Genomic DNA, 22,828 nt, shown 5'->3' with positions numbered 1-22,828 from the left:
ACACCAGCTGAAGTTGAGAAAGCATTTAAATGATAAAAACCTCCTACAGGGTGGTATGAAAATAATTGACCACTACAGGGCGCTATCTTTGTTGGGATACAAATTCGTAAGCTCCATATTTATAGTGCCTGCCTTTATATCCATATTTTTAGCTCTATTGTGGGTAAAATTGCTACCTTTGAAGAAATCATAAAAACAAATTTTCCGCAAATGGCGGGGTTAGGCCCATGAGAAACATACGAACCTTTTTGAAATATTCTCTACTAGCTTTATGCACCCTTGGGGCTATTTTTACTGCTTATCCTTTTGTAGCTTCTATGAATCCTTCATACGAAGCTAACGCTAACGTACCATCATTCAAAACTAACTGGATTAACGTTGGGGAAACCAAGAAAACCCCTGATATAGCTTTTCCTGCGGATGTTTTCATAACCCGAATAACCGAAGATGACTTCTTTATATTTGCAGTTGCTTACGATAATCACCGTAATATTTATTGGGTCGCCCCGCCTTACAATCCATGCGATCAAATAGAAGTTAATCTAAAAGAAAATAAAGTCTTCTGTATTTACGGTGGGAGCACATACATAAGTTGGGACTTTGACGGAAAGCCTGATAAAGAGTACTTTGCAGAATTATTAGTCCTCCCATATTCAAAAAATGGAAATACCGTGCGGTACGGTCGAGGAGCCTAACGAGCTGAAATAAAATTTGATGAGCATACTATTCCAGAATCCGATTTAGCTACACCAATAGTCATAAATTACATCTCATACCTGTTTTGCTTGTCTCACTGCAAAATTGATTCAACTACAAAGACTAAATTTCTCCGCGTTTTATTTTGATTTTACTAAAAGAATCACTGCTTAACTCATTCCTGATTTGATCAAAGATTCCTGAACTACAATATTATTGTCCCAGCAGGATTTTTTCGCTTTAAGAAAATTATCTATCAATGTCTAAAATTACCATTATTAAGACGTTAAAATTTAGTAAACTAAAGCATTAAATTATCGCCGCACAATCACTCCAACCCTTAAAATTTCATTAATTACCTTCTGCTTGCCTTCTTTATTTGCGTAAAAACGTGGTAAATTTCGTTGTCATTACTCTGCTTTTTTATGCAAAGTAATTTAACTGGCACCGCTCAGTTTTAACGATGCTTAGCATGTACAACAAGCCGTTTAAACATCAGGCAAAACTTGATTTCTGCCTTGGGCTCACCATTAAATAACACGCTGCTTTGTGCACCTCAGGGTGGAACCATAACGTTTATGCAAGTAATTATTTTACATGTTATTAGCTTTTTACTCGCTATTCTTATTCATGAGATTGGCCACCTAGTCGCAGTTTTGATGGCAGGCCACAAGGTCATTGAGTTTTCAGTGTATCCAATAAGCATAAAGCGATGTGAGAATAAATACACAATAAGCCTACAAAAAAATATATTTTCCGGCTTTGTTGCCTATGAGCGAGAAATTAATAAGACCACATGGGGGAAAGAAGTCGCCATAATAGCCAGTGGAGTTTTGGCTAATATTTTTATTGGTCTGACTTTTATACTTTACCACTACCTAATTTCTGACAATCGCCTCTTGCTTATATTCGGATGGACCTCACTAATAGTCGGCGTATTAAATTGTTTTCCAGCAGAAGTCAAAGAACTTGGACTGGACTGTGACGTAAAAAAATTTTTAACGATGTTAAAATTCAAAAGGTCTATTTCGAAAATCAAGAGATTTAATTTAGAAAAACCTCTGTTTGATATTTCTAGCAAACCCAAAGAGAGAAGCAACTCCAACAAGGCACAAATTGAATTTTTTAATGACGATGTAACCGAAATGGATTTTGTTGTAGATATCTTGAAAACGTATTTATATCTGGATGATTTTTGTTCTGCGAGCACAATGTTAGATATTCACAAGAATGGCAGCGTTAAGATCGGCTGGTTTGACACTGAAGTGGCCATAAAAATAACCGAGCAAATTAAAAACGAAGCAACAAAGAATGGATTTCCTTTTAAATGCAATGTTTTAACATCTCTTTAAAAAAATGTCGCTTTAAAGACCTAGCGAGTGACATAAATCCTGGTTGATATTGATTGTTGCGTGATGTCTTCAGTTACAGAAAATAAAGTGCTGCATGATACCAAAAGAATATCTAGCTAATCCGTTAAATCCGAAATCCATTGACCTATTGCGCACTCAATAACAGAAATAATTATGAGGCGAGATAACTTTGCAAATCATTTTTTTTGCAACGGTTTTTTGCAATGGGTTTTCTGCAATCCCTTCGGTTTTAACTCAACATTCTAATTACTAACGAAGAAAACGAAAATGAGCGAGGATGAATATATTGAAACGGATATCAACAATACCGAAACGATATTAGAATTTGTAAAATCGCTTAAACATCAAAAACAGAGATTGTTCTAACATCCTACGACCAGCAAGTTGGAGCAACATTAACATCCGAACAATATGATTAGTTTTTAGATCATCTGGACGCTCAGCAAAATATTGAAGAGGTTAACTTACGATCTGGTGATATGGACGGAGCACAAAATCTACGTGATTTCAAAAAGGAGTTGGGAATATCTGAAAAGGGAAACAGAAGATAATATATAACGTTGTTCTCCATCGAGGAGCCAAAAAAGACGTTAAAAAATTGCACCCACAAATTAGACCCTGAGTTATTGCTACGTTAGATGAAATCGCAGAAAATCCAAGGTTAAATGGTGCAATTTTGTTATCTGACTGCGAAGATTTATATAGATATCGAGTTGTCATCGTCGGATTGTATATAGAGTTAACGACAATGTTTTCGAGGTCTTAGCTCTCGATGTAAACCCCGAGCGGAGGTTTATAAAAAGAAAAGCCGACCTAGGCCGGCTTGAAATCTTGTCAATCAAAGCAGTGACAAGTAAGAGGGGTTCTTTCCGATTTTTACAACTAAACTTTTTCTAGTGTTAGATAAACCAGCGTTTGGGTAAGAAGCTGATAGGCGATTTCACCGAATGCCATAGGGCCGGTTAAATCGGCAGTCTTTTTACCTTCTAGGTCGCAATACAATAGGTTCCAGATACTGTTACACGAGAACGCTATGTTTGTGGTGTCGGTACGACCCAGTGCTTTATCAAACTCGGTAATATAATCTTCAACCGGGCGCGCAAATTTATATTCTACGTCTGGAAAAACCGGCGCATAAAATTTCGCGTCTTCGCGGCTTACATCCAAAATAGCCACGTTTACCAACACGCCTGAGTAGTCAGCAACCAGCGGCCAGCGCACATCAATGTGGTTTTCGGTTACATACTCGGCAAAATTCCAAGTATCGCCATTAACCTCACAACTGTTAACTTCAAAACCAGTTTGTTTAAATTTGATAACCGGGCCGTCACCCTGCTCAAACAAGTTAACGGTTTTAATTTGCGCAGTTTGCTCTTCTGGTAGATGCACGTGCATTGCTACGGCCTGCGCATCGCTGAGCATGCCCGATGCTGGGCCAAAACCTACCTTCGCAGAACGCTCACCCATTTGGTCTACACGAAAGCCGCTCACCCAACCAATAATGGGCGAGAAGTACATGTTCTGGTAATCAGGAGCATGCTGGGCATATTCCATGTGAACACTCGACTCACCCGGCAGAATCAACAGCGTGAAACCATGCTCGGGCGCTTCTTTTGCGATTCGCGAAACAGAATTTACATCGTAAAGCGTTAAATGTGGACGAGCATTAGAGGGAAAACCACTAATAACGCTGACATGCAGCATTTCTTCGTCTACGCGGCCACCGTCGTTGGCCATAAAATAAGGAATTGTTCCAGCTATCCAATTGCCTGATGGCAGACCTTCGAGAACGTTTTCATCACCCGCTAAAACCATGTAATCGCCTGCTGCGATCATTTCGACAACTTCTTCGCGAGTTGCCATTTTATTTAAAAACGTTACCAATCCTTCATCAGCCATCTGTATCTCCAAATCAGCTTATACCGCAGCTGCCTGCTTCATCAAAACTCCAACTTCTTGGCGCATAGTTTTCTGATTTTGACCCAAGAAATCTCTTATACGTCGCGCCGCTTGCAATTTTATTACCGGATCAGGTTTTGTCATAACCTGTGCGCGTAGTTTAGCGAGTAATAGCCGATAAGCCATATGTTCGCTTGGAATGAAATTTTCATTCTCTAAAATTTTCTGCCAAACCTGATGTTCGGCTTCCGGCAATGATAGCTCGCTTGATCTTGGTGTGTTAAGCCACTTATTTAGTAGCACCAACTCCTGAATCAAACTGCGATAATTTTTGCGGAAGTACTCGCGAATTGTATCGATCGATTGAAGCTTTTCAGACTCGGTTTTACCTTGTACAAAAACACTGCGTTGACGCGATATCAACAGATTTAACGGTACACTTCCAGAATTAAGATTTATGGTTCCGCTTAGTAGCTCTAACCAAACTGGGCTTTTTGCCGCCGGTAAAATTAAACGCTGTTTGCTGGTATTTTGTCGAACCTGTGTACGCAATCGATCACTGTTCACACCGCACAATTGTTCTATTTCACTTTGCAGCTGGTTGTGATTCTCGATAAAGAATTTACGAAGTTCAACTGCCAAACTTAATAGCGTCGAGCCACTGTTAGATTTAGCAGCCAATAAGGTTAAACGGCTGAGTAAAAACTTTAACGGTAGCAATTGCGTTCGAATGGGCAGTTGGTTTTTCAACACATTTTCCCAAACGCGATCCACCTCAGTAGGAACGTAAAAAAGCTGATGATTTACCGCGGTCGATCTCTTGATATCTTCAGAAATCAACTGAACCATTGATTCGTTAATTCCCAAAAAACTAGAAATGACGCTGGCATCAAGACCTTTTACCAAGGCAAGAGCAACTTGTTGACGCACCAGATTAGAATAGTTGCGCGTGGGATCGCCTAAAAAAGCTGCTCGATTTAAGACATCACGAGTAATGAAGCCACCTTCGGCAGCAGCCAACTTAGGCACATTAGCGTGAACGTACACTGGGCAATTACCAACGTTAGCGTAGCGCCAACGCCCAGTCACTAAATCTTCTTCGCTACTAATCTTTTTATTGCTGGAAAAGAAAGTAGTTAAAAGCTTTTTATCTCCCGTATCCAGTGCAATATCGTAGCAACGTTCAGATTCATTAAATCTGGCCGCTTTTATAAACCACGGCGTTTGTATACCTAGCGCGAGTTCTAGGTCACGGAGATCCTTTCGGTCCATGGAGTACCCCTGAAAAATACTTTAGACGTGTATGTCCATATCCAATTAGTTAAATTTATTTCCGGTACAAAAAATACGAAGACGACAACGGTTTGAGAATTCTCAAATTTTGTCCTAAAAGAAATGGATTCTTCAAACAGGAAGACATAAGACCAGAAAAGTCTTGATATTGTCAATTTGCTAGAAAAAACAAAACATCGGAAAAAAAGTACGGTTTTATGATTTTTTAATTAATAAATTCTATACGGATATTCTTTCCACCAACGAGAATTTATTTTCCAATTTTGTAAATAAATGTCATTACTTAGAATACGTGTATGGCTAATTTCGCTGATCGCAATTATAAACGATCTTGAACAAAGTTCGTCCAATATAACAAATTTAGGAAAATACCCAAAAATATATGAGGTATAGAAATTAAACTGTCGCTATTGCGAAGGAGTTATCATAAATTAATGTTTAAAGCGCCACATTTTAGATTTAGGCGTCAGTCAATTTCAGAGTTGAGAAATGTTTCAAATTTTCGGATTTTTGATCTAAAAAGACAATTCGAGTTTTCTTTGATCAACTTAACATCATAAAATATGAAAAACTTATTGCCTATTTATTAAAAATAAAAATTGAAGCTTTATTTATTAGTGATAATTTGCCCAAAAATCAATCGGGTTAATTAATTGTTTAAATGCAAGTTCTGTGATCTACGTCTAGTTTGATTGACTTGTCAGGTTTTTCTAATACTTATTTAACCTTCTTTTTTTACTAAATCGACGTATTTACGCTTTAGCAAAATAATCCGATAAAACAGATTCCCAACTATTAATGATCTGCTTTGTATTTTTATTGGGGATAATCCTACTTGGATCGTTGGGCACTTAAGTTGACATTCAATGGGTTAAACAATAATTATTTTTAATATCTTATTTTTAGGAACCTCTGACTAACCCAAAGTTTTTAACACTACGATAACGTGTCGCTGTTTTTAATTTCTGCCAGCACTTGGAATTGTAAAAAATTTGGTGTCGAGTTTTTGTTTCTATAGAGCAGCTAATTGACGACAGAGTTAATCAAAGGGTTCTTTAATAATAGAATTTTTTCGTTGAAGATTAGCGGTTTTAACTCTGTTGCAAGAGCAAGTGCGAAGAATAATTTTTTATTTTACAAAATTAACAACATACGAAACATTAAGATTTTCATGCGGTAAAACCCAAATGATGTTCCCGAAAATTTTAAAATCTCTAGGAGTTTTTAATGGGAATATTCTAATAAAAAGTAATTTAAGAAAATTCGTGGAAATTACCTGACAATATTTACAGGTAAAACGTATTTAAAAAGATCGAAGGGATAACGGCGAGGGATTCAGACGAATTCAAAACTGAGGAATTCAAAACTCATAAAAGGAAATTTACGCGTGCTTAGTTTTGAGAACAAGAAATAATTAAACACTTGTGGGAATAACAAATCAGAGTGCTAGTGGCAATCCTCCGTTTAAGCCTGAGCTGCATTAGCCGGAGGATCTGACTGAAAATCAATGTGGCGTTAACTGTGTTAGAGGGCCGTACAGCTCTGGTCGACGGTCACGAAACAATCCCCAAGCTCGACGCTGCTGAGCGAACGCGTTTAGGTCAAGGGTTGAGAGTATAATTTCCTGCTGATCGCGACTGGCTTCTTGTAAAATTGCTCCGGTGTTATCACTGATAAAAGAAGAACCATAAAAAGTAATTGAGCAACTCTCGCCTTGCTCAACACCAATTCTGTTTGATGCAACAACGGGAACCATGTTGGAAGCCGAATGGCCTTGCATGGCTCGCTGCCAATGATCTTTTGAATCAATACTGTGATCTTGCGGCTCGCTGCCAATGGCTGTTGGATAAAACAATATCTCGGCGCCTTGCAAAACCATGGCACGTGCCGCTTCTGGAAACCATTGGTCCCAACAAATCGCCACACCAATTCGACCAAATTTTGTTGACCAAACTTTGAATGGCGTATCACCGGGGGAGAAGTAAAATTTTTCTTGGTAGCCGGGGCCGTCTGGAATATGCGCTTTACGGTAGTTATCAAGTACAACACCGTCGGCATCGATTACTGCCAGCGAGTTAAAATAGCATTGGCTGTCTTTTTCGAAATAACTGATCGGCAACACCACGCTCAGTTCTTTAGCAAGTGCACTAAAGTGACTGAGTAAATTGTTGTTGGTAAAAGGTGTGGCTAACTCAAAGTGTTTGGGATCTTGGTCTTTACAAAAATACGGCGCTGCAAACAATTCTTGCAGCAAAATAATATTGGTGCCCTGCGCTGCGGCAGAACGGACTAAACTCTCTGCGGTTGCAAGGTTCTCGTCAAGATTCCATGAACACGCAAATTGCGTGGCTGCTACTGTAACCATAGGTATTATTGGCCTTAGTCTTCGTTTATCAGTTCGCCTTGTCGGCGCGTACGTTCTTCGCGCGAAGAAATATAGTAGGCTGCAAATGCTGCCGTTAGTACGGTCAGAATCATTATCGTAGCAAGAGCATTGATTTTTGGACTTAAACCCAAGCGCACCGACGAGAAAACAATCATCGGTAACGTGGTAGACGATGGCCCAGAAACAAAGCTTGCAATTACCAAGTCATCCAACGAAAGAGTAAATGCCAACAACCATCCAGATACCAAGGCCGGTAAAATGATCGGCAAGGTAATAAAGATAAATGTCTTAATCTTATTAGCGCCCAAGTCCATTGCGGCTTCTTCTAGGGATCGATCCATTTCAGCCAAGCGTGACGAAACCACCACGGTAACGTAAGCCATGCAGAATGTGACGTGGGCAATCCAAATGGTCAGGAAACCACGCTCTTGCGGCCAGCCAAAGCTATTAACCATAGCCACAAATAGAAGCAATAATGACAGACCGGTAATAACCTCTGGCATAACCAACGGTGCCGTTACTAGGCTGCCAAATACCGTTTTACCGGTAAACTTACCCGCCCTTGCCAATACCAATGCTGCCAAAGTACCCAGTATCACCGCGGCCGACGCTGAGAAAAACGCTAACTTTAAGCTAACCCAAACCGCAGACATAATCGCGTCGTCGCGAAATAGTTCGACGTACCACTTAAAAGAGAAATCAGCCCAAATGTTGACGCGCTCAGAACTGTTAAAGGAATAAATAATCAGAACCAGCATCGGTGCATAAAGGAAGAAAAATCCAAACCCGAGCACAATCTTAGTAAACTTTGATACGTTCGCCATCAGGATTTCTCCTCCAATTCTCTAAATTGGTATCGATGGAACAACGCTATAGGTATTAGCAGTAATAGCAACATGATGGTTGCCACAGCAGATGCCACCGGCCAATCTCGGTTGCCGAAGAATTCACCCCACAACACTTTACCTATCATCAGAATTTCTGCACCGCCCAACAATTCCGGAATAACGAACTCACCGACCGCCGGAATAAAGACCAACATGGAACCGGCAATAATTCCGCCACGAGACAATGGCAACGTAATTGAGAAGAAACTTCGGATAGGGCCAGCACCGAGGTCCGCTGACGCTTCTAGCAAACGCGAATCGAGTTTTACTAGGTTGGCGTACAGTGGCAAAACCATAAACGGTAAATAGGTATAAACGATACCAATGTAAACCGCGAACTCGGTATTTAACAATCGGATAGGCTCATCAACAAAACCTAAGCTGATTAAGACATTATTAATAATGCCGTTGTTTCTTAAAATTCCCATCCACGCGTAAATACGAATTAAAAAGCTCGTCCAAGACGGCAAAATAATCAGCATTAAACACAGGTTTTGAATGGAACCTTGCATTCTGGCAATGCCGTAAGCAATTGGATAACCAATGGCCAAACATAAGGTGGTTGAGATGGCTGCTATTTTTAGAGAGCTTAAATACGCATTCAGATACAGAGTATCGGTGAACAACCAAAGATAGTTGCCAAAGTTTAAATTAATGACGAGCTTTTCGTTGGCGTATTCAAAAATAGCCGTGTAAGGAGGCTGTGCAATTGCCGCCTCAGAAAAAGATATTTTTAAAATAATTAAAAATGGCACGGCAAAAAATAATATTAACCATGCATAGGGTGGAAAAATTAACCACCATTTTTTAAAACGTCGCCATTGGAAATCTTTCATGATATCTCTTTTTGGGGAATTGCAGATTAGCCAAAACGATCAACCGATAGTTAGCCCTACGGAATACAAATCGTTTTAGAAAAATTATTCGGTCAAAACAACGCTTGCGTTGTCATCCCAATAAACCCACACTGGGTCGTCCCATGTGAGCCGATCACCGGCCCATCGAATGTCGTTCATTTCAGTAACAGAAATGGTTTTTCCCGAGGGAGTCCGCACGTGATAAACCGAGTGCGAACCAAAATAAGCAATGTCTTTAACTACACCGCTTATGCAGTTGTATTGTTGATCGGGTTTAGTTTTTGATATGGAAATTTTTTCTGGGCGTAAGGCTACAGCGACTTCTTGACCCACAAAGCAGGTAATGCCATGACCGATGTAAATTTCAGTCTCGCAATCATCGCTGGTAATCGTTACGTAGCTAGGTTCGTCGTCTTTAACGGCGCCTTTTAATATATTTACAGAACCAATAAATTCTGCCGTAAATTGGCTGTTGGGCTGTTCATAAATTTCGCTAGGAGTGCCAACTTGGCAAATTTCGCCAGCATCCATAATGGCAATGCGATCGGCCATGGTCATGGCTTCTTCTTGATCGTGCGTCACCATGACGCAAGTAACGCCTAAACTATCAATAATGTTGGCAATTTCTAACTGCATACGTGCGCGCAGTTTCTTGTCCAATGCACCCATGGGTTCATCGAGCAACAATAATTTAGGGCTTTTAATTAACGAACGTGCGAGTGCAACACGCTGTTGTTGGCCACCGGATAATTGATGGGGTCGACGTTTGCGCAAATGCTGCATTTGCACAAGGTTAAGCATGTTAGTTACTTTTTCGGCAATTTGCGATTTATCGAGTTTATCTTGCTTTAAACCAAACGCTAAATTTTGCTCAACCGTCATGTGTGGAAATAACGCGTACGACTGAAACATCATATTGATTGGACGTTCGAAGGGTTCGCGATCGTTAATTCGCTCACCTTGCAAAATAATATCGCCCGAGGTTGGTGTTTCAAAACCAGCCAGCATTCTTAATAGTGTTGACTTTCCACAGCCAGAAGCACCTAACAAGGCAAAGATTTCGCCTTTTTTTATGGTTAAATCAACAGAGTTAACCGCAGTAAAATCACCAAATTGTTTGCTAACTTTACGTATCGTTAAGTATTCCTCATCGGCATTTAAAATTTGATCAGGATTTGCGGAGACGGTTTTTCCAACATTGTGATTTTCAGCGGTATTCACAGCATACACTCAGACAAATTCGCAGAATGCTCCTGCAAATGCAGGAGCGACTTTCAAAGGGAAGGGTTATTGACCGGTTTTAATTTCGGTCCAAGCACGATTTAATACGCGATCGATTTTGGCGGGCTTAACGGTTGCGGTATACAACTTAGCCTTCACATCAGCAGGTGGATAAATAGATTCGTCAGACTTAATTTCTTCGTCAACAAATTCTAATGATGCGGTTACTGGATTTGGATACCAAATTTCGTTGGTGTTTTCAGCGGCGATTTCTGGCTTCATTAGGAAGTTCAAAAACGCGTGAGCCTCCTCGACGTTTTCGGCGTCTTTTGGAATACCAAACATATCAACCCAAAGAAGAGCACCTTCTTTTGGAATGATGTAACTAATTTCTATACCGTTATCGGCTTCCGCAGCATCGGCCTGTGCTTGAGCGATATCACCAGACCAACCTAAGCTAACGCAAATTTCACCACCGGCTAAATCGTCAATGTATTTAGATGAATGGAAATAGGTCACCGATGGCGCTAAAGATTTGAGTAACTCTTTTGCAGGTGCGCTGCCTTGGTAATCTTTAATATCTTCCGAGTTTGGATCTTTACCTAAATAGTGTAAAGCAGCGGCATAAACCTCTGTTGGCGCATCCAAGAATGCAACCCCACATTTGCTCAGTTTTTCTAGGTTTTCTTTTTTAAAGATCAGATCCCAAGAATCTAAAGGTACGTCTTCACCTAAAACTTCTTTAACTTTAGCTTCGTTAAAGCCGATTCCAGTGGTACCCCACATGTAAGGGATACCGTACTTATTGCCTGGGTCTAGTTTAGAGAGGTTTTCCATGAATGATGCGTCAAGACCACTGAAGTTAGATAGCTTTGACTTATCTAATGGTAGAAAAACGCCGGCTTGAATTTGGCGCGACATAAAATCGATGGTAGGCACAACTACGTCATAGCCAGTGCGGCCTGCTAACAACTTGCCTTCAAGTACTTCGTTTGAATCAAACACATCGTAGGTCACTTTGATGCCAGTTTCTGCTTCAAACTTTTCAATAACATCCGCACCAATATAATCGCTCCAGTTGTAAACTTTTACGACTTTCTCTGCCAATGCATTGGTGCTGGCGAGCAACCCTGCTAGTGCGAATACAGCTAAAGTTGTTTGCTTCGATTTCATTCAATAACCCCCTTCAGGATGTTTAAAGATCTTCGACCAAGAGCGAAGATGAAATTTCAATCTACCTCAACATTAGAGGAAACAACCATCCTTGGAAAAAGACTTATTAAGAACCAATGTTTAAAAGTCCGAGTTGCAGTTTACGATTTCTATATATTCTGTCTACGCAACGCCCGGTAATAATTTGAAAAAAGTTTATCTTTTTTCAAAAGAGCGCCCATTAGATTAAAAACTTAATAACTTGGTATGAGTTTTAAAACTAGGCTTTTAATCGTATCGCCAAATCATCGAGTGACTTGCGAACACGTTCAACCAACAAATCGATTTCTTCTTTTTTAATGACCAACGGTGGGCTCAAAATCATTGTTGAACCAACACCGCGCATGACTAAACCATTACCAACACTGATGTCGCGGCACAAGGTTCCGACAGCGCCTTTGTTTTCAAAAAACTCGTGCTTTGATTTATCTTTCATTAACTCAATAGCACCCAGTAAACCTAGGGTTCTTACCTCACCGACAAGTTCGTGATCGGCTAGCTGTTTCAGTTTGTCGGCAAAATAAGGCGCTAGTTCATTTTTAACGCGCTCAACAATGCCTTCATCTTTTAATATTTTTAAGTTTGCACTCGCAACCGCCGCCGCAGTTGGGTGACCGGAATAGGTAAAACCGTGGTAAAACTCTTCGCCGCTACTTTTTAATGTTTCTGCAATGTGATCGGCAACTAAAACACCACCGATGGGCAAATAACCGCTGGAGAGACCTTTTGCAATCGCCATTAAATCGGGTTTAATTCCGAAATAATCGCTGCCAAACCATTCGCCGGTTCGACCAAAACCACAGATAACCTCATCGGCCACTAAAAGAATTTCATAGGCATCGCAAATACGTTGAATTTCCGGCCAATAAGTTTCTGGTGGAATAACAACACCGCCAGCGCCTTGGATGGGTTCGGCAATAAAAGCTGCGACCTTATCTTCGCCAATGGCTTTTATTTTTGCTTCCAGTTCTTGAGCAACTCTTAATCCAAATGCGTTGGGATCTTCATCAAAGCCTTCGCCAAACCAATAGGGTTGGTTGATGCGCTCAATACCCGGCACGGGAAGATCACCTTGCTCGTGCATAGGCTTCATTCCGCCTAAACTCGCACCGGCAACAGTTGAACCGTGATACGCATTATTTCTGGCGATTATGACTTTTTTCTCAGGTTTCCCTTTACATGCCCAAAAATGGCGAACTAAACGGAAAATTGTATCGTTGGATTCAGATCCAGAACCTGTGAAAAATACGTGATTAATGTGCGCGGGCGCAAGCTCACTTAACTGTCTTGCTAATTCGATGGTCGGCGGCGTCGTGCATTGAAAAAAGCTGTTGTAATAAGGCAGCTGGCGCATTTGTTGAGTGGCTGCGTTAATCAGCTCTTCTCTTCCATAACCAACATTTACGCACCAAAGACCTGCCATACCATCAAGAATTTTATTGCCTTCGGAATCATACAAAAATACGCCTTCAGCACGATCGATAACGCGCGTCCCTTTTTTGGCAAGATCACCATGATCGGTAAATGGATGCAAATGGTGTTGCGCATCTAGCGCTTGGAGTTCGGCTGTGGTTGTCATTCTGGGTTACCTATACGTTGAGTAGCAAATACTCTCGCTCCCAAGAACTGATTACTTGGAAAAAAGTTTCGTACTCTTTATGTTTAATCGCTGAATAAGCGCGGACAAAATCGCGCCCTAGAATATCGGTTAAAGGATTGGGCTCCTGTAATCGACTGAGAGAATGCTCCAGTGATTTCGGAACATTCGAAGAAGGTAATTCGTACGCATCGCCCTGAATGGGATCTGCCGATGCTAATTTATGTTTTATGCCTAAATAACCGCTGGCTAAACTGGCTGCGATAGCCAGATAAGGGTTAACGTCTGCACCGGCAAAGCGTGCTTCAACCCGTGTGGATTCTGGCGTAGAAATAGGTACGCGCAAACCTGCGGTGCGATTATCAAAACCCCAATGGGTATTATTCGGCGCAGCATCGCCAAATAAGATTCGACGATATGAGTTTACGTTTGGAGCGTAAAACAACATGGCATCGGGCGTATGCTGCTGCAAACCGCCTAGATAATTCATAAACAGCTCGCTGAGCTGCCCTTCACTACCGGCGCTAAACACGTTTGCTTTGGTTTTAACATCTATCAACGACTGATGAATATGCATTGAGCTACCTGGCTCATTCTGCATAGGCTTAGCAAGAAATGTTGCATAAACATCATGACGCAGAGCGACTTCACGAATGGTGCGCTTAAAAAGAAATACTTGATCGGCTCTGGACAACGGATCACCGTGTTCAAAGTTCACCTCCATTTGTGCAGCGCCGGACTCATGAATTAGCGTATCTACGTCTAATTCCATAGCGTCACAAAAATCGTACATCTCTTCAAACAGCGGATCGAATTCATTCACCGCGTCGATCGAATAAGATTGGCGCGCACGCTCGGGACGTCCCGAGCGACCAATCGGCGGCTGTAGTGGAAAATCAGCGTCGGTATTTTTTTGCACCAAATAGAACTCTAGCTCTGGAGCAACAATGGGCTGTAAGCCTTCTGCCTCATACAGTGCTAAAACACGTTTTAATACATTTCGCGGCGCTAAAGGATGCGGATTGCCCTTAGCATCAAAGCAGTCGTGAATGATTTGTGCCGTTGGTTCATCAACCCAGGGCACCATACGAGTGGTCGCCGGATCGGGACGCAGATAAAGATCAATATCTGCCGGATGGACAAGGCCTTCGATAGCGTCATCGTCGGGCCAATCGCCGGTGACCGTCTGAATAAATATGGCTTCAGGCAAACGTGTGCCTTCGCTATTTAAATATTTGCTGGCCGGTAAAATTTTGCCCCGTGCGTTTCCGGTCATATCCGGAACCAGAGCTTCAATTTCTGTAATTCTATTCTCTTGCAGCCAAAGTTTTAATTCTGCTTCGCTATTTATCATGTACTAACCAATTATTACCGTCATAAGCCGGTTAAAAATTTGAAACAATAAGTTCACTTATATTTATATTGAAAGCTAAAACAGTCGTTTTCAATCAAAAAATATAAAGACCAATTCAATGGTAAAAATCGTTCTAATTACTCGAACAACATCAAAAATACGTTACTTACGATAAATTTTTAAATTGCTATTTTTTTATTACTCAGTTTTTCATAACGAAAGAGTCACATCTAAAAACATTAACAATCAAATACTTTTATCAACAATTAAAAAAATTTAAATCATTAACCGAGTTTAGTTTTTCGATATTCTAAACATTGTGAGCGAAACCAAGAAAAAATAGCTCGATAAAAAGGCGTTTCGGTTACTAACCATTCTGGATGCCACTGCACACCCAGCACAGGCTTGCCTGGCGCACTGAACGCTTCAATTAAACCATCTTCTGCACGAGCTTCGACTCGCAATAAATTTGACAACTCTTTAACGCCCTGCCCATGCAAAGAATTCACATCGACCATTGGCTCATGCCAAATATCTGATAAAACGCCACCATCTTGAAGAGAAATTTTATGACTGAAAGCATATTGCTCAGCCAATGTTAAGGTTTTGTCTTCTCGATGATCGTTAAAACCCGGAGTGTGGTGAACTTGTTGATAAAGCGAACCACCCAGCGCGACATTTATTTCTTGAAAACCGCGACAGATACCAAAGATAGGAACACCACGATCGTAAGCACTTTTAATTAGAGACAACGTTAATTGATCACGAGCCTGATCAACAAGACTCGAGTCAAAAGGCTGTTCATCACTGTAGTGCTTTGGCTCTACGTTCGAATAACTTCCTGTTAGAACAATACCGTCAACTAATGATAAATATTCCTCAACACTTACATTATTGATAGCTGGAATAATAACAGGCATAGCCCCAAGGGCTTGCGTGACCGCATTGAGATACTTTTCCCCAACGCAATGAAAATAGTGTGGCTCCAGAAGTTTTCTGCATGCTGGTAAACCAATAACAAAACTCATAACAACCTCTCGAACAACAATAACCAGACCGTTTAAAATATTCAACACATTAACACAAGGAAAATGCATTTAGCGCCTGAAGGAATTCTCAACAAGTCAAAAAATGTGAACTTAAGAGAATTAACATCATATTTTTTATGACTATTTCGTTGATTGAAAAATTCCTTAGCGGTTAAATGTTTACAGGTCTATTTTATTGTGTTTAATATTATCAACACATAGCCAGGTTTGTACCAAATCGTACAACCTTGACCAATACTCGCAATTTCCTTTACTAAAACGCTATATAATCGGTCTCTGTTTTAAAATTAGACACCAACTTTCTAACGAACTGACGCAAACTCGGTTCAAAACAAAACGTTGCGCACTTCCTATGTGCACTAAACGTATCACTAAATGTCATTACGCTCTAATAAATGACATTTTTAGAATTAAACCAGCTCTGTATTCGACAGAATTTGCTCGTTATTTCTCTATATTCAAGTAACTAAAATTATCAATTTCTAATGAATTCAAGCACAAAAAAGAATCGCACCAAATGTCTGACTCAATCCTTAAAATCGATGAATTAATTAATAATTATGAATATTTAGACCTACTTATACCCGATTGCAACGGCGTTATTCGCGGCAAACGTTTACCGGTAGTCTACGCAAAAAAGGTATTTTCTCAGGGGGTACTTTTTCCGGCATCGTTATTCGCCGCCGACATTTGCGGTGAACCCTGCGAAGAAACGCACCTCGGTTTTGAAATTGGTGATGCCGATTACAACTGCCCAGCAATATTAGAAACTTTAGTTCCGGTACCTTGGGCACCAAAACGTGCACAAGTCTTGTTAGACATGATTGACGATGACGGACGCTCTTTTGCGGTAAACCCGAGAGAAGTTTTAAAACGCTTACTCGCCAAACTCTCAGCACAAAACATTCTACCTACTGTAGCGGTAGAACTTGAGTTTTATCTGCTGTCTCCCGATTGCGCAACCGAACCTCAAGCTCCGGTTAACCCAATTACTGGCGCGGTAGAAAAAAGCAGTCAAGTTTATTACATGGATGATCTTGATGCTTATGGTGAATTTATTGATGCCATTCAAAAAACCTGTGAAGAGCAGAATATTTTGGCCGAAGCTGCCATTTCAGAATGTTCACCGGGACAATTTGAGATCAATCTAAGTCACAGCGATGACCCATTAAAAGCCTGCGACGACGCGATTTACTTGAAACGAGCAATAAAAAATGTCGCTCGACAATGTGGATACACTGCAACCTTTATGGCAAAACCCTACGGGCAGTTTTCCGGCAGCGGCACCCATGTGCACACCAGTTTATACAATCGCAAGGGTGAAAATATTTTTGCCCAAGACGAGCGGCATCTCCGCTGGGCGATTGCAGGTTTACAAAACACCATGGCAGAAGCCATGCTTTTATTCTCACCTCACGCCAACTCCTTCCGACGATTTCAACCCAATTCCTATGTTGCGCTGAATAATAGTTGGGGTTATAACAACCGCACCGTGGCTTTGCGCGTACCGGTTAGTGATGATCAAAATAAACGCGTTGAACACCGAATAGCTGGGGCCGACGCCAACCCCTATTTAGTAGTCGCCGCAGTTTTAGCGGGATTACATAAAGGTTTAATGGACGAAAAAGATTGCACAGAAGCCATTAGCGGTAATGCCTATAAACAAACAAAAGCAACCAACCCAAATCACTGGCAAGCAGCTTTAGCGATATTTGAGCAGAGTCAATGGGTCAGTGAGTATTTCGGTGAAACATTTCATCAAGTATTTACCGCTTTAAAACACGCGGAAATTAACCGCTTTAACCGACACGTATCACCCTTGGAATGTGAGTGGTACCTCCAAACCGTATAAGTTATGAACGAAACAAATAATTCTTGGTACCAACACAGCGCTAACTGGAAAACACAATTTCCGCAATTAACTGAAAATAAAACCGTTGATGTCTGCGTTATAGGCGCAGGCATCACAGGTCTTACTACAGCACTTAATCTTGCCGAACAAGGTTTACGCGTTTGCATACTTGAAAGCGAGCACGTTGGCTTTGGCGCATCAGGTCGCAGTGGCGGTCAAATGATTTTTGGCTTTGCCGCCGAACAACCAACCATTGAAAATTTAGTCGGCAAAAATAACGCAAAAATCATTTGGGATTGTGGACTAGATGGCTTAAACCTTACTCGATCAAGAATCGAAAAGCACAAAATCGACTGTGATTATGTTGCAGGACAAGCCAATCTAGCGTTAAAACCCAGACAAGAAAAAGATTTGCGTCATTGGCAAGAATCCTTAGAAAAAGACTACGGCTACCAAACACTTGAATTTTGGGATAAACAAAAAACTCGCGAAGAAGTGAATAGTGAAAAATACATTGCCGGTCTGTACGACAGCAACAGTGCGCACTTGCATCCTTTAAATTACACGCTCGGCCTAGCCAAAGCGGCCCAAGAAGCGGGCGTAGAAATTTTTGAATATTCTCCGGTAACCCAATTAAAAAAAGGCAATCCCGCAGTCGTTAAAACACCCAAAGGCGATATTACAGCAAGCTTTGTTGTACTCGCTGGCAATGCCTATTTACCCGAATTAGGCGTTGGTCTTCGCAATAAGGTCATGCCTGTGGGCACTTACATCTGTGCCAGTGAACCCTTGGGCGAAGAAAAGTGTCGAGAATTAATTACCAATAACTACGGAATTTGCGACATTAATTTCGTTTTAGATTATTACCGGTGTTCCAGTGATTTTCGCATGCTTTTTGGCGGTAGAGTTTCCTATTCAACATTGGAACCCGCCAATTTAAAAAACACCATGCGCAAAAGAATGATCGATGTTTTCCCACAATTAAATGACGTCAAAATTGATTTCGCCTGGGGCGGTTACGTTGCCATTACCATGAACCGTGCACCACATTTTGGTCGCGCCGATAAAAATATCTTTTTTGCTCAAGGCTTTTCGGGTCATGGAATTGCTGCAACCGGACTTGCCGGAAAATTAATGGCCGATGCAATTACCGGCACCGCCGATAAATTTGACGTTTTTGGCAAAATTCCACATATGTCGTTTCCGGGTGGAAGAATGTTTAGAACACCAGCCCTAGTACTAGCGATGGCTTGGTTTAGAATGAAAGATATGTTGCCTTAAAATGACTAAAATCATGACTCAAACAAACAATATTTGGTTTCCACCCGAGTGGCATCAACACGAACGCTGCTGGATGGCTTGGCCATGCTTTAAAGACTTATGGCAAGAGCACTTCACAGACGCAAAATATACTTACGCAAATATCGCCAATACTATCGCACATTTTGAATCGGTAACCATGCTGGTTCATCCAAGCCAAGTAAAAGAAGCGCGTCGATTACTGTCACACAACGTTGAAATTCTTCCCATGGATATCAATGACTCTTGGATGCGCGACACAGGCCCAACCTTTGTTTTTAACAACCAAGAACTACAAGGTATTGATTGGACGTTTAACGGCTGGGGCAAATTTCCCTTTCAACAAGATCAATTTATCGCTCAAAATGTTTTGCGACATTTATCGTTGCACATTATATCGAGTGATCTTGTCAACGAAGGCGGTGCCATTCATACCGACGGCGAAGGCACATTAATGGTTACCAAAAATGTGCAGCTGAATAAAAATCGTAATCCAAACTTGTCGCAACAAGATGTTGAAGAAAAATTAAAAGCAGCGACCGGCTGTGAAAAAATTATTTGGTTTGATTACGGATTAACAGACGATCACACTGATGGACATGTCGATCAATTCGCATGTTTTGTGGCACCACAAAAAATAGTGGTACTCGACAGCGATAATCCCACAGACAGTAATTACTCGCGTTTAAAATCTCATATCGAGCAATTGCGTAATGAAACCGACGCTAAAGGAAGACCGTTAGAAGTCGTTAGTATTCAACAACCCAGTTGTGAGCTAGAAGATAACGCTCGCCTTGGAAAATCCTACATTAACTTCTATATTGCAAATGGCGGCGTCATTATGCCCTCTTACGGTGAACCCGAAGCAGACCAAGCAGCCTTCGATGTTTTGCAAAATTGCTTTACCGATCGCCAAGTGGTGCAAGTCGATTGTCGAACTCTCGTTCGTGGCGGTGGTAATATTCACTGTATTACACAACAACAGCCAAAGGCTTAATTTTTATTATTTGCGAAAGATTATAAAGCCATAATTTATTCGACTTATTTTTCTGCTCAGTATAAAAAAACCAAGCAATATTGCTTGGTTTTTTTATTTGAAGAGCCCGATTTATTAAAACTTACAAAATCAAAAAACTATTTATGTTCGCGACAATTAATAATCCAAATTCATCCAAGTGGCTTTTAGCTCGGTATATTTTTCTAATGCGTGCAATGATTTATCTCGGCCGTTACCGGATTGTTTAAAGCCACCAAAAGGTGCCGTCATGTCACCGGCATCGTAATAGTTTACCCATACCGAACCCGCTCGTAATTTACGAGATACTCGATGCGCGCGCGCCAAGTCGGTTGTCCATAATGCTGCGGCAAGTCCGTAGTCGGTATCGTTAGCGATGGCGATGGCTTCTTCTTCGGTATCAAAACCAATTACCGACAATACCGGCCCAAAGATTTCTTCTTGGGCGATGGTCATTTTGTTATCCACGTTATCAAACACAGTGGGTTCAATATAAAAACCGCCGGTTTTTTCAAGCGCTTGCACACCACCACAAGAAAGTGTCGCGCCACCGGATTTACCCGTTTCGATGTAACTCAAAACTCGTTGCATTTGCGCCTTATCAACCATGGCGCCAAGGCTTGTCTCCGGATCGAGCGGGTCGCCGGGCTGCATGGTTTTAGCAGCATTAATCACTTTTTCAACAAACTCTTTTTTAATGGAGTTATGCACTAATAATCGAGAACCGGCGGTACACACCTCTCCCTGATTAAAGAAAATACCAACAGCGCTAGCTTTAGCGGCGGTATCTAAATCGGGCGCATCTGGGAATACAATGTTCGGGCTCTTGCCGCCGCACTCAACAAAGGTACGTTTCATATTGCTTTGCGCACCCAGTGCAAGCAGATGCTTACCAACCGCGGTTGATCCGGTAAAGACCAAGCCATCGATATCCATATGCGTTGCTAAAGGTTCACCGGCGTCTTTGCCCAAGCCGGTAATCACATTAAATACGCCAGCAGGAATACCTGCCTCTAAGGCAAGCTCACCCAGTTTTAACGCGGTAAGAGGTGATTTTTCTGAAGGTTTTAAGATTACGCTGTTGCCTGTGGCCAGAGCTGGGCCGATTTTCCAAGCCGCCATAATGAGTGGAAAATTCCACGGCACAATAGCCGCAACGACACCTAAGGGATCGCGAGTTACCAAACCCAATTCTTTCGGGCTAGTGGGAGCTACTTCATCGTAGATCTTATCGACGGCTTCAGCATTCCAGCGAATACAACGCACCGTTGCAGGAATATCCACCGCTAAAGAATCGCCAATGGGTTTACCCATATCAAGGGTCTCAAGTAACGCTAACTCGTCGCCGTGTTTTTGTATGAGATCGGCAAATTTCAATAATTTTGATTTACGCACGCCCGGTGGTAATTCCGACCAACAACCCGATTCAAAGGCATTACGAGCAGCGGTTACCGCAAGCTCTACGTCGGCTTGATTACAGGCGGGAATATTGGTTAGCACTCGACCATCAATGGGACTGACACAGGGAAAGGTTTCGCCAGTAACGCTGGATTTAAATTCGCCATTAATAATGATTTGATTAGGAAACTCAGTTCTTTGAGCTTTTTCTTGCCAAAATGCTTTATTTTTAATTTCAGACATGCGATTTACCCGTACTGTTTAGAGCGCTTCTATCGATAGCAAAGGATGACGCTCAATTTGATCAACGGTCAACAAGTGCGACCCAAGGTTATCAGATTAATGTGAACCACTTTAGCACTTGGCTGTGCAACAAAAAAGCAAACCCTGAATAGAATTTGAGATTAATTGACGAAGAAATCTCACGAGAATTGGCAAGCAATTTCACTCAAATAATGAGCGAATCAACACCTGATTAGCATCAATATCGCTTTCTAAAAGGTTGTTGGGGTACTTGCTGAAATGATAATGGCAGGTTCTTCAGTCAAATTGCGAAAACGATGTGGAATTTTAGTTTCAAAGTAATAACCTTCACCGGCCTTTAAAATTCGCACCTTCTCACCAATTGTGATTTCTACTTCGCCGGCAATAATAACTCCGCACTCTTCTCCAGAATGAGCAACCATTTCTATACCGGTATCGGCACCGGGACCAAACACCTCGCGCAGCATAGTCATTTTGCGATTGTTAAAATTGGCCCCAATTAAATAATAATTGAGAAAATTCTGACCGATATCGGGCTGATCATCAATCGAATAAAAATGAGAGCGCTCTATAGGAGCTACGTCTAGGGTAAAAAATTCCGATAGAGTCATCGGAATGCCATCAAGAACTTTTTTTAAGGAAGCTACAGAAGGGCTGACACGATTTTGCTCAATTAAGGAGATTGTACTATTGGTCACACCAACGCGCTTGGCTAACTCGCGCTGAGAGATACCTTTTGCTTTGCGTACGTCACGCAATCGCTCACCCACATCAATTGACATACATAGCTCCTGTGGTGATATTGTTCGTCGCCATCCCTGGGAAATTTGCTACCAATTAATTTGTACACATGAGTTTTTGAAAGTAACACCAACTCAGTAGAGTGTTCGATTATGCCTAAGTTTTGCTAATACTGCTAAGATTTTTAACACACGTTAAGAAAATAAATCACCGATTGTGAGGCAGTTATTTATTCGAACAGTAGTGCTTACTCACTCATTTTAAAAGGACAACAGAACTCGAAATAATCACCAAAACACAATGTTCACCAGCTGTTAATAGGCCTGCTTAAATCCGTTATTTTTATAATGACAAAGCTTAGGAACCTCTGATTAACCTAAAAATATTTAGATTATTATTTGAGAATACCGTTTATCAATGAATAATCTAATATAA

The 22,828-nt window shown here is 41.2% G+C and carries 17 protein-coding genes; 5 read left to right on the top strand and 12 right to left on the bottom strand.

From position 1 onward, the window contains the following. The first annotated feature begins 227 nt into the window (after positions 1-227). Together ACYQ2C_RS17565 and ACYQ2C_RS17560 are read left to right on the top strand one after the other, a co-directional pair. Positions 228-695, top strand: a complete 468-nt coding sequence (locus tag ACYQ2C_RS17565) for a hypothetical protein (RefSeq protein ID WP_460104454.1) — start codon at positions 228-230, stop codon at positions 693-695. Between the two features lie 507 nt (positions 696-1,202). Next, positions 1,203-2,048 (top strand): ATP-dependent Clp protease adaptor ClpS, encoded by an 846-nt coding sequence (locus ACYQ2C_RS17560; RefSeq protein WP_460104453.1) that lies wholly within the window; start codon positions 1,203-1,205, stop codon positions 2,046-2,048. 903 nt (positions 2,049-2,951) lie between these two features. On the opposite strand, the gene ACYQ2C_RS17555 is transcribed toward ACYQ2C_RS17560, so the two are convergent. The 10 genes from ACYQ2C_RS17555 to ACYQ2C_RS17510 form a co-directional block, all read right to left on the bottom strand. After that, on the bottom strand, positions 2,952-3,968 hold the full coding sequence (locus ACYQ2C_RS17555; protein ID WP_460047467.1) for a DUF6976 family protein: 1,017 nt from the start codon (positions 3,966-3,968) through the stop codon (positions 2,952-2,954). An 18-nt stretch (positions 3,969-3,986) separates the two neighbouring features. After that, positions 3,987-5,240 carry a hypothetical protein gene (locus ACYQ2C_RS17550; protein ID WP_460104451.1) on the bottom strand — a complete coding sequence of 418 codons (1,254 nt, stop codon included), beginning with the start codon at positions 5,238-5,240 and terminating at the stop codon, positions 3,987-3,989. Between the two features lie 1,525 nt (positions 5,241-6,765). Then, complete coding sequence (gene aguB, locus ACYQ2C_RS17545; RefSeq protein ID WP_460104450.1) at positions 6,766-7,626, bottom strand: N-carbamoylputrescine amidase; 861 nt, start codon at positions 7,624-7,626, stop codon at positions 6,766-6,768. Between the two features lie 14 nt (positions 7,627-7,640). Further along, the gene (locus tag ACYQ2C_RS17540) at positions 7,641-8,471 is read right to left on the bottom strand and encodes an ABC transporter permease subunit (protein WP_460047464.1); all 831 of its coding nucleotides are present in this window, start codon (positions 8,469-8,471) and stop codon (positions 7,641-7,643) included. Continuing rightward, entirely contained in the window at positions 8,471-9,370 is a 900-nt protein-coding gene (locus ACYQ2C_RS17535; protein WP_460047463.1) for an ABC transporter permease subunit, read from the bottom strand. Before ACYQ2C_RS17535 ends, ACYQ2C_RS17540 begins: the two co-directional genes overlap by 1 nt. A gap of 84 nt (positions 9,371-9,454) precedes the next feature. Further along, positions 9,455-10,612, bottom strand: coding sequence for an ABC transporter ATP-binding protein (locus ACYQ2C_RS17530; RefSeq protein WP_460047462.1), 1,158 nt, complete (start codon positions 10,610-10,612; stop codon positions 9,455-9,457). A 66-nt stretch (positions 10,613-10,678) separates the two neighbouring features. Beyond that, complete coding sequence (locus ACYQ2C_RS17525; RefSeq protein WP_460047461.1) at positions 10,679-11,785, bottom strand: extracellular solute-binding protein; 1,107 nt, start codon at positions 11,783-11,785, stop codon at positions 10,679-10,681. Between the two features lie 259 nt (positions 11,786-12,044). Next, entirely contained in the window at positions 12,045-13,403 is a 1,359-nt protein-coding gene (locus ACYQ2C_RS17520; RefSeq protein WP_460104448.1) for an aspartate aminotransferase family protein, read from the bottom strand. A 10-nt stretch (positions 13,404-13,413) separates the two neighbouring features. Then, entirely contained in the window at positions 13,414-14,775 is a 1,362-nt protein-coding gene (locus ACYQ2C_RS17515; RefSeq protein WP_460047459.1) for a glutamine synthetase family protein, read from the bottom strand. A gap of 284 nt (positions 14,776-15,059) precedes the next feature. Continuing rightward, positions 15,060-15,872, bottom strand: coding sequence for a gamma-glutamyl-gamma-aminobutyrate hydrolase family protein (locus ACYQ2C_RS17510; protein WP_460047458.1), 813 nt, complete (start codon positions 15,870-15,872; stop codon positions 15,060-15,062). A gap of 469 nt (positions 15,873-16,341) precedes the next feature. Between ACYQ2C_RS17510 and ACYQ2C_RS17505 the strand changes: the two genes are divergently transcribed. The 3 genes from ACYQ2C_RS17505 to ACYQ2C_RS17495 are packed head-to-tail and all read left to right on the top strand — an operon-like array spanning position 16,342 to position 19,972. Next, positions 16,342-17,676 (top strand): glutamine synthetase family protein, encoded by a 1,335-nt coding sequence (locus ACYQ2C_RS17505; RefSeq protein ID WP_460047457.1) that lies wholly within the window; start codon positions 16,342-16,344, stop codon positions 17,674-17,676. A 3-nt stretch (positions 17,677-17,679) separates the two neighbouring features. Then, entirely contained in the window at positions 17,680-18,957 is a 1,278-nt protein-coding gene (locus ACYQ2C_RS17500) for an NAD(P)/FAD-dependent oxidoreductase (RefSeq protein WP_460104447.1), read from the top strand. A 13-nt stretch (positions 18,958-18,970) separates the two neighbouring features. Continuing rightward, positions 18,971-19,972, top strand: a complete 1,002-nt coding sequence (locus ACYQ2C_RS17495) for an agmatine deiminase family protein (protein WP_460104446.1) — start codon at positions 18,971-18,973, stop codon at positions 19,970-19,972. 156 nt (positions 19,973-20,128) lie between these two features. Here the strand turns inward: ACYQ2C_RS17495 and ACYQ2C_RS17490 are convergent, their stop codons facing one another. Both ACYQ2C_RS17490 and ACYQ2C_RS17485 read right to left on the bottom strand, forming a co-directional pair. Then, entirely contained in the window at positions 20,129-21,631 is a 1,503-nt protein-coding gene (locus ACYQ2C_RS17490) for an aldehyde dehydrogenase (RefSeq protein WP_460104444.1), read from the bottom strand. Positions 21,632-21,882: 251 nt separating this feature from the next. Further along, the gene (locus ACYQ2C_RS17485; protein ID WP_460047452.1) at positions 21,883-22,434 is read right to left on the bottom strand and encodes a cupin domain-containing protein; all 552 of its coding nucleotides are present in this window, start codon (positions 22,432-22,434) and stop codon (positions 21,883-21,885) included. Positions 22,435-22,828 lie beyond the last annotated feature (394 nt).

It is taken from the genome of Sessilibacter sp. MAH3 (genome assembly GCF_054658275.1).
The sequence above is the reverse complement of the archived record's forward strand: the minus strand, read 5'-3'. Positions and strand labels throughout refer to the sequence as shown.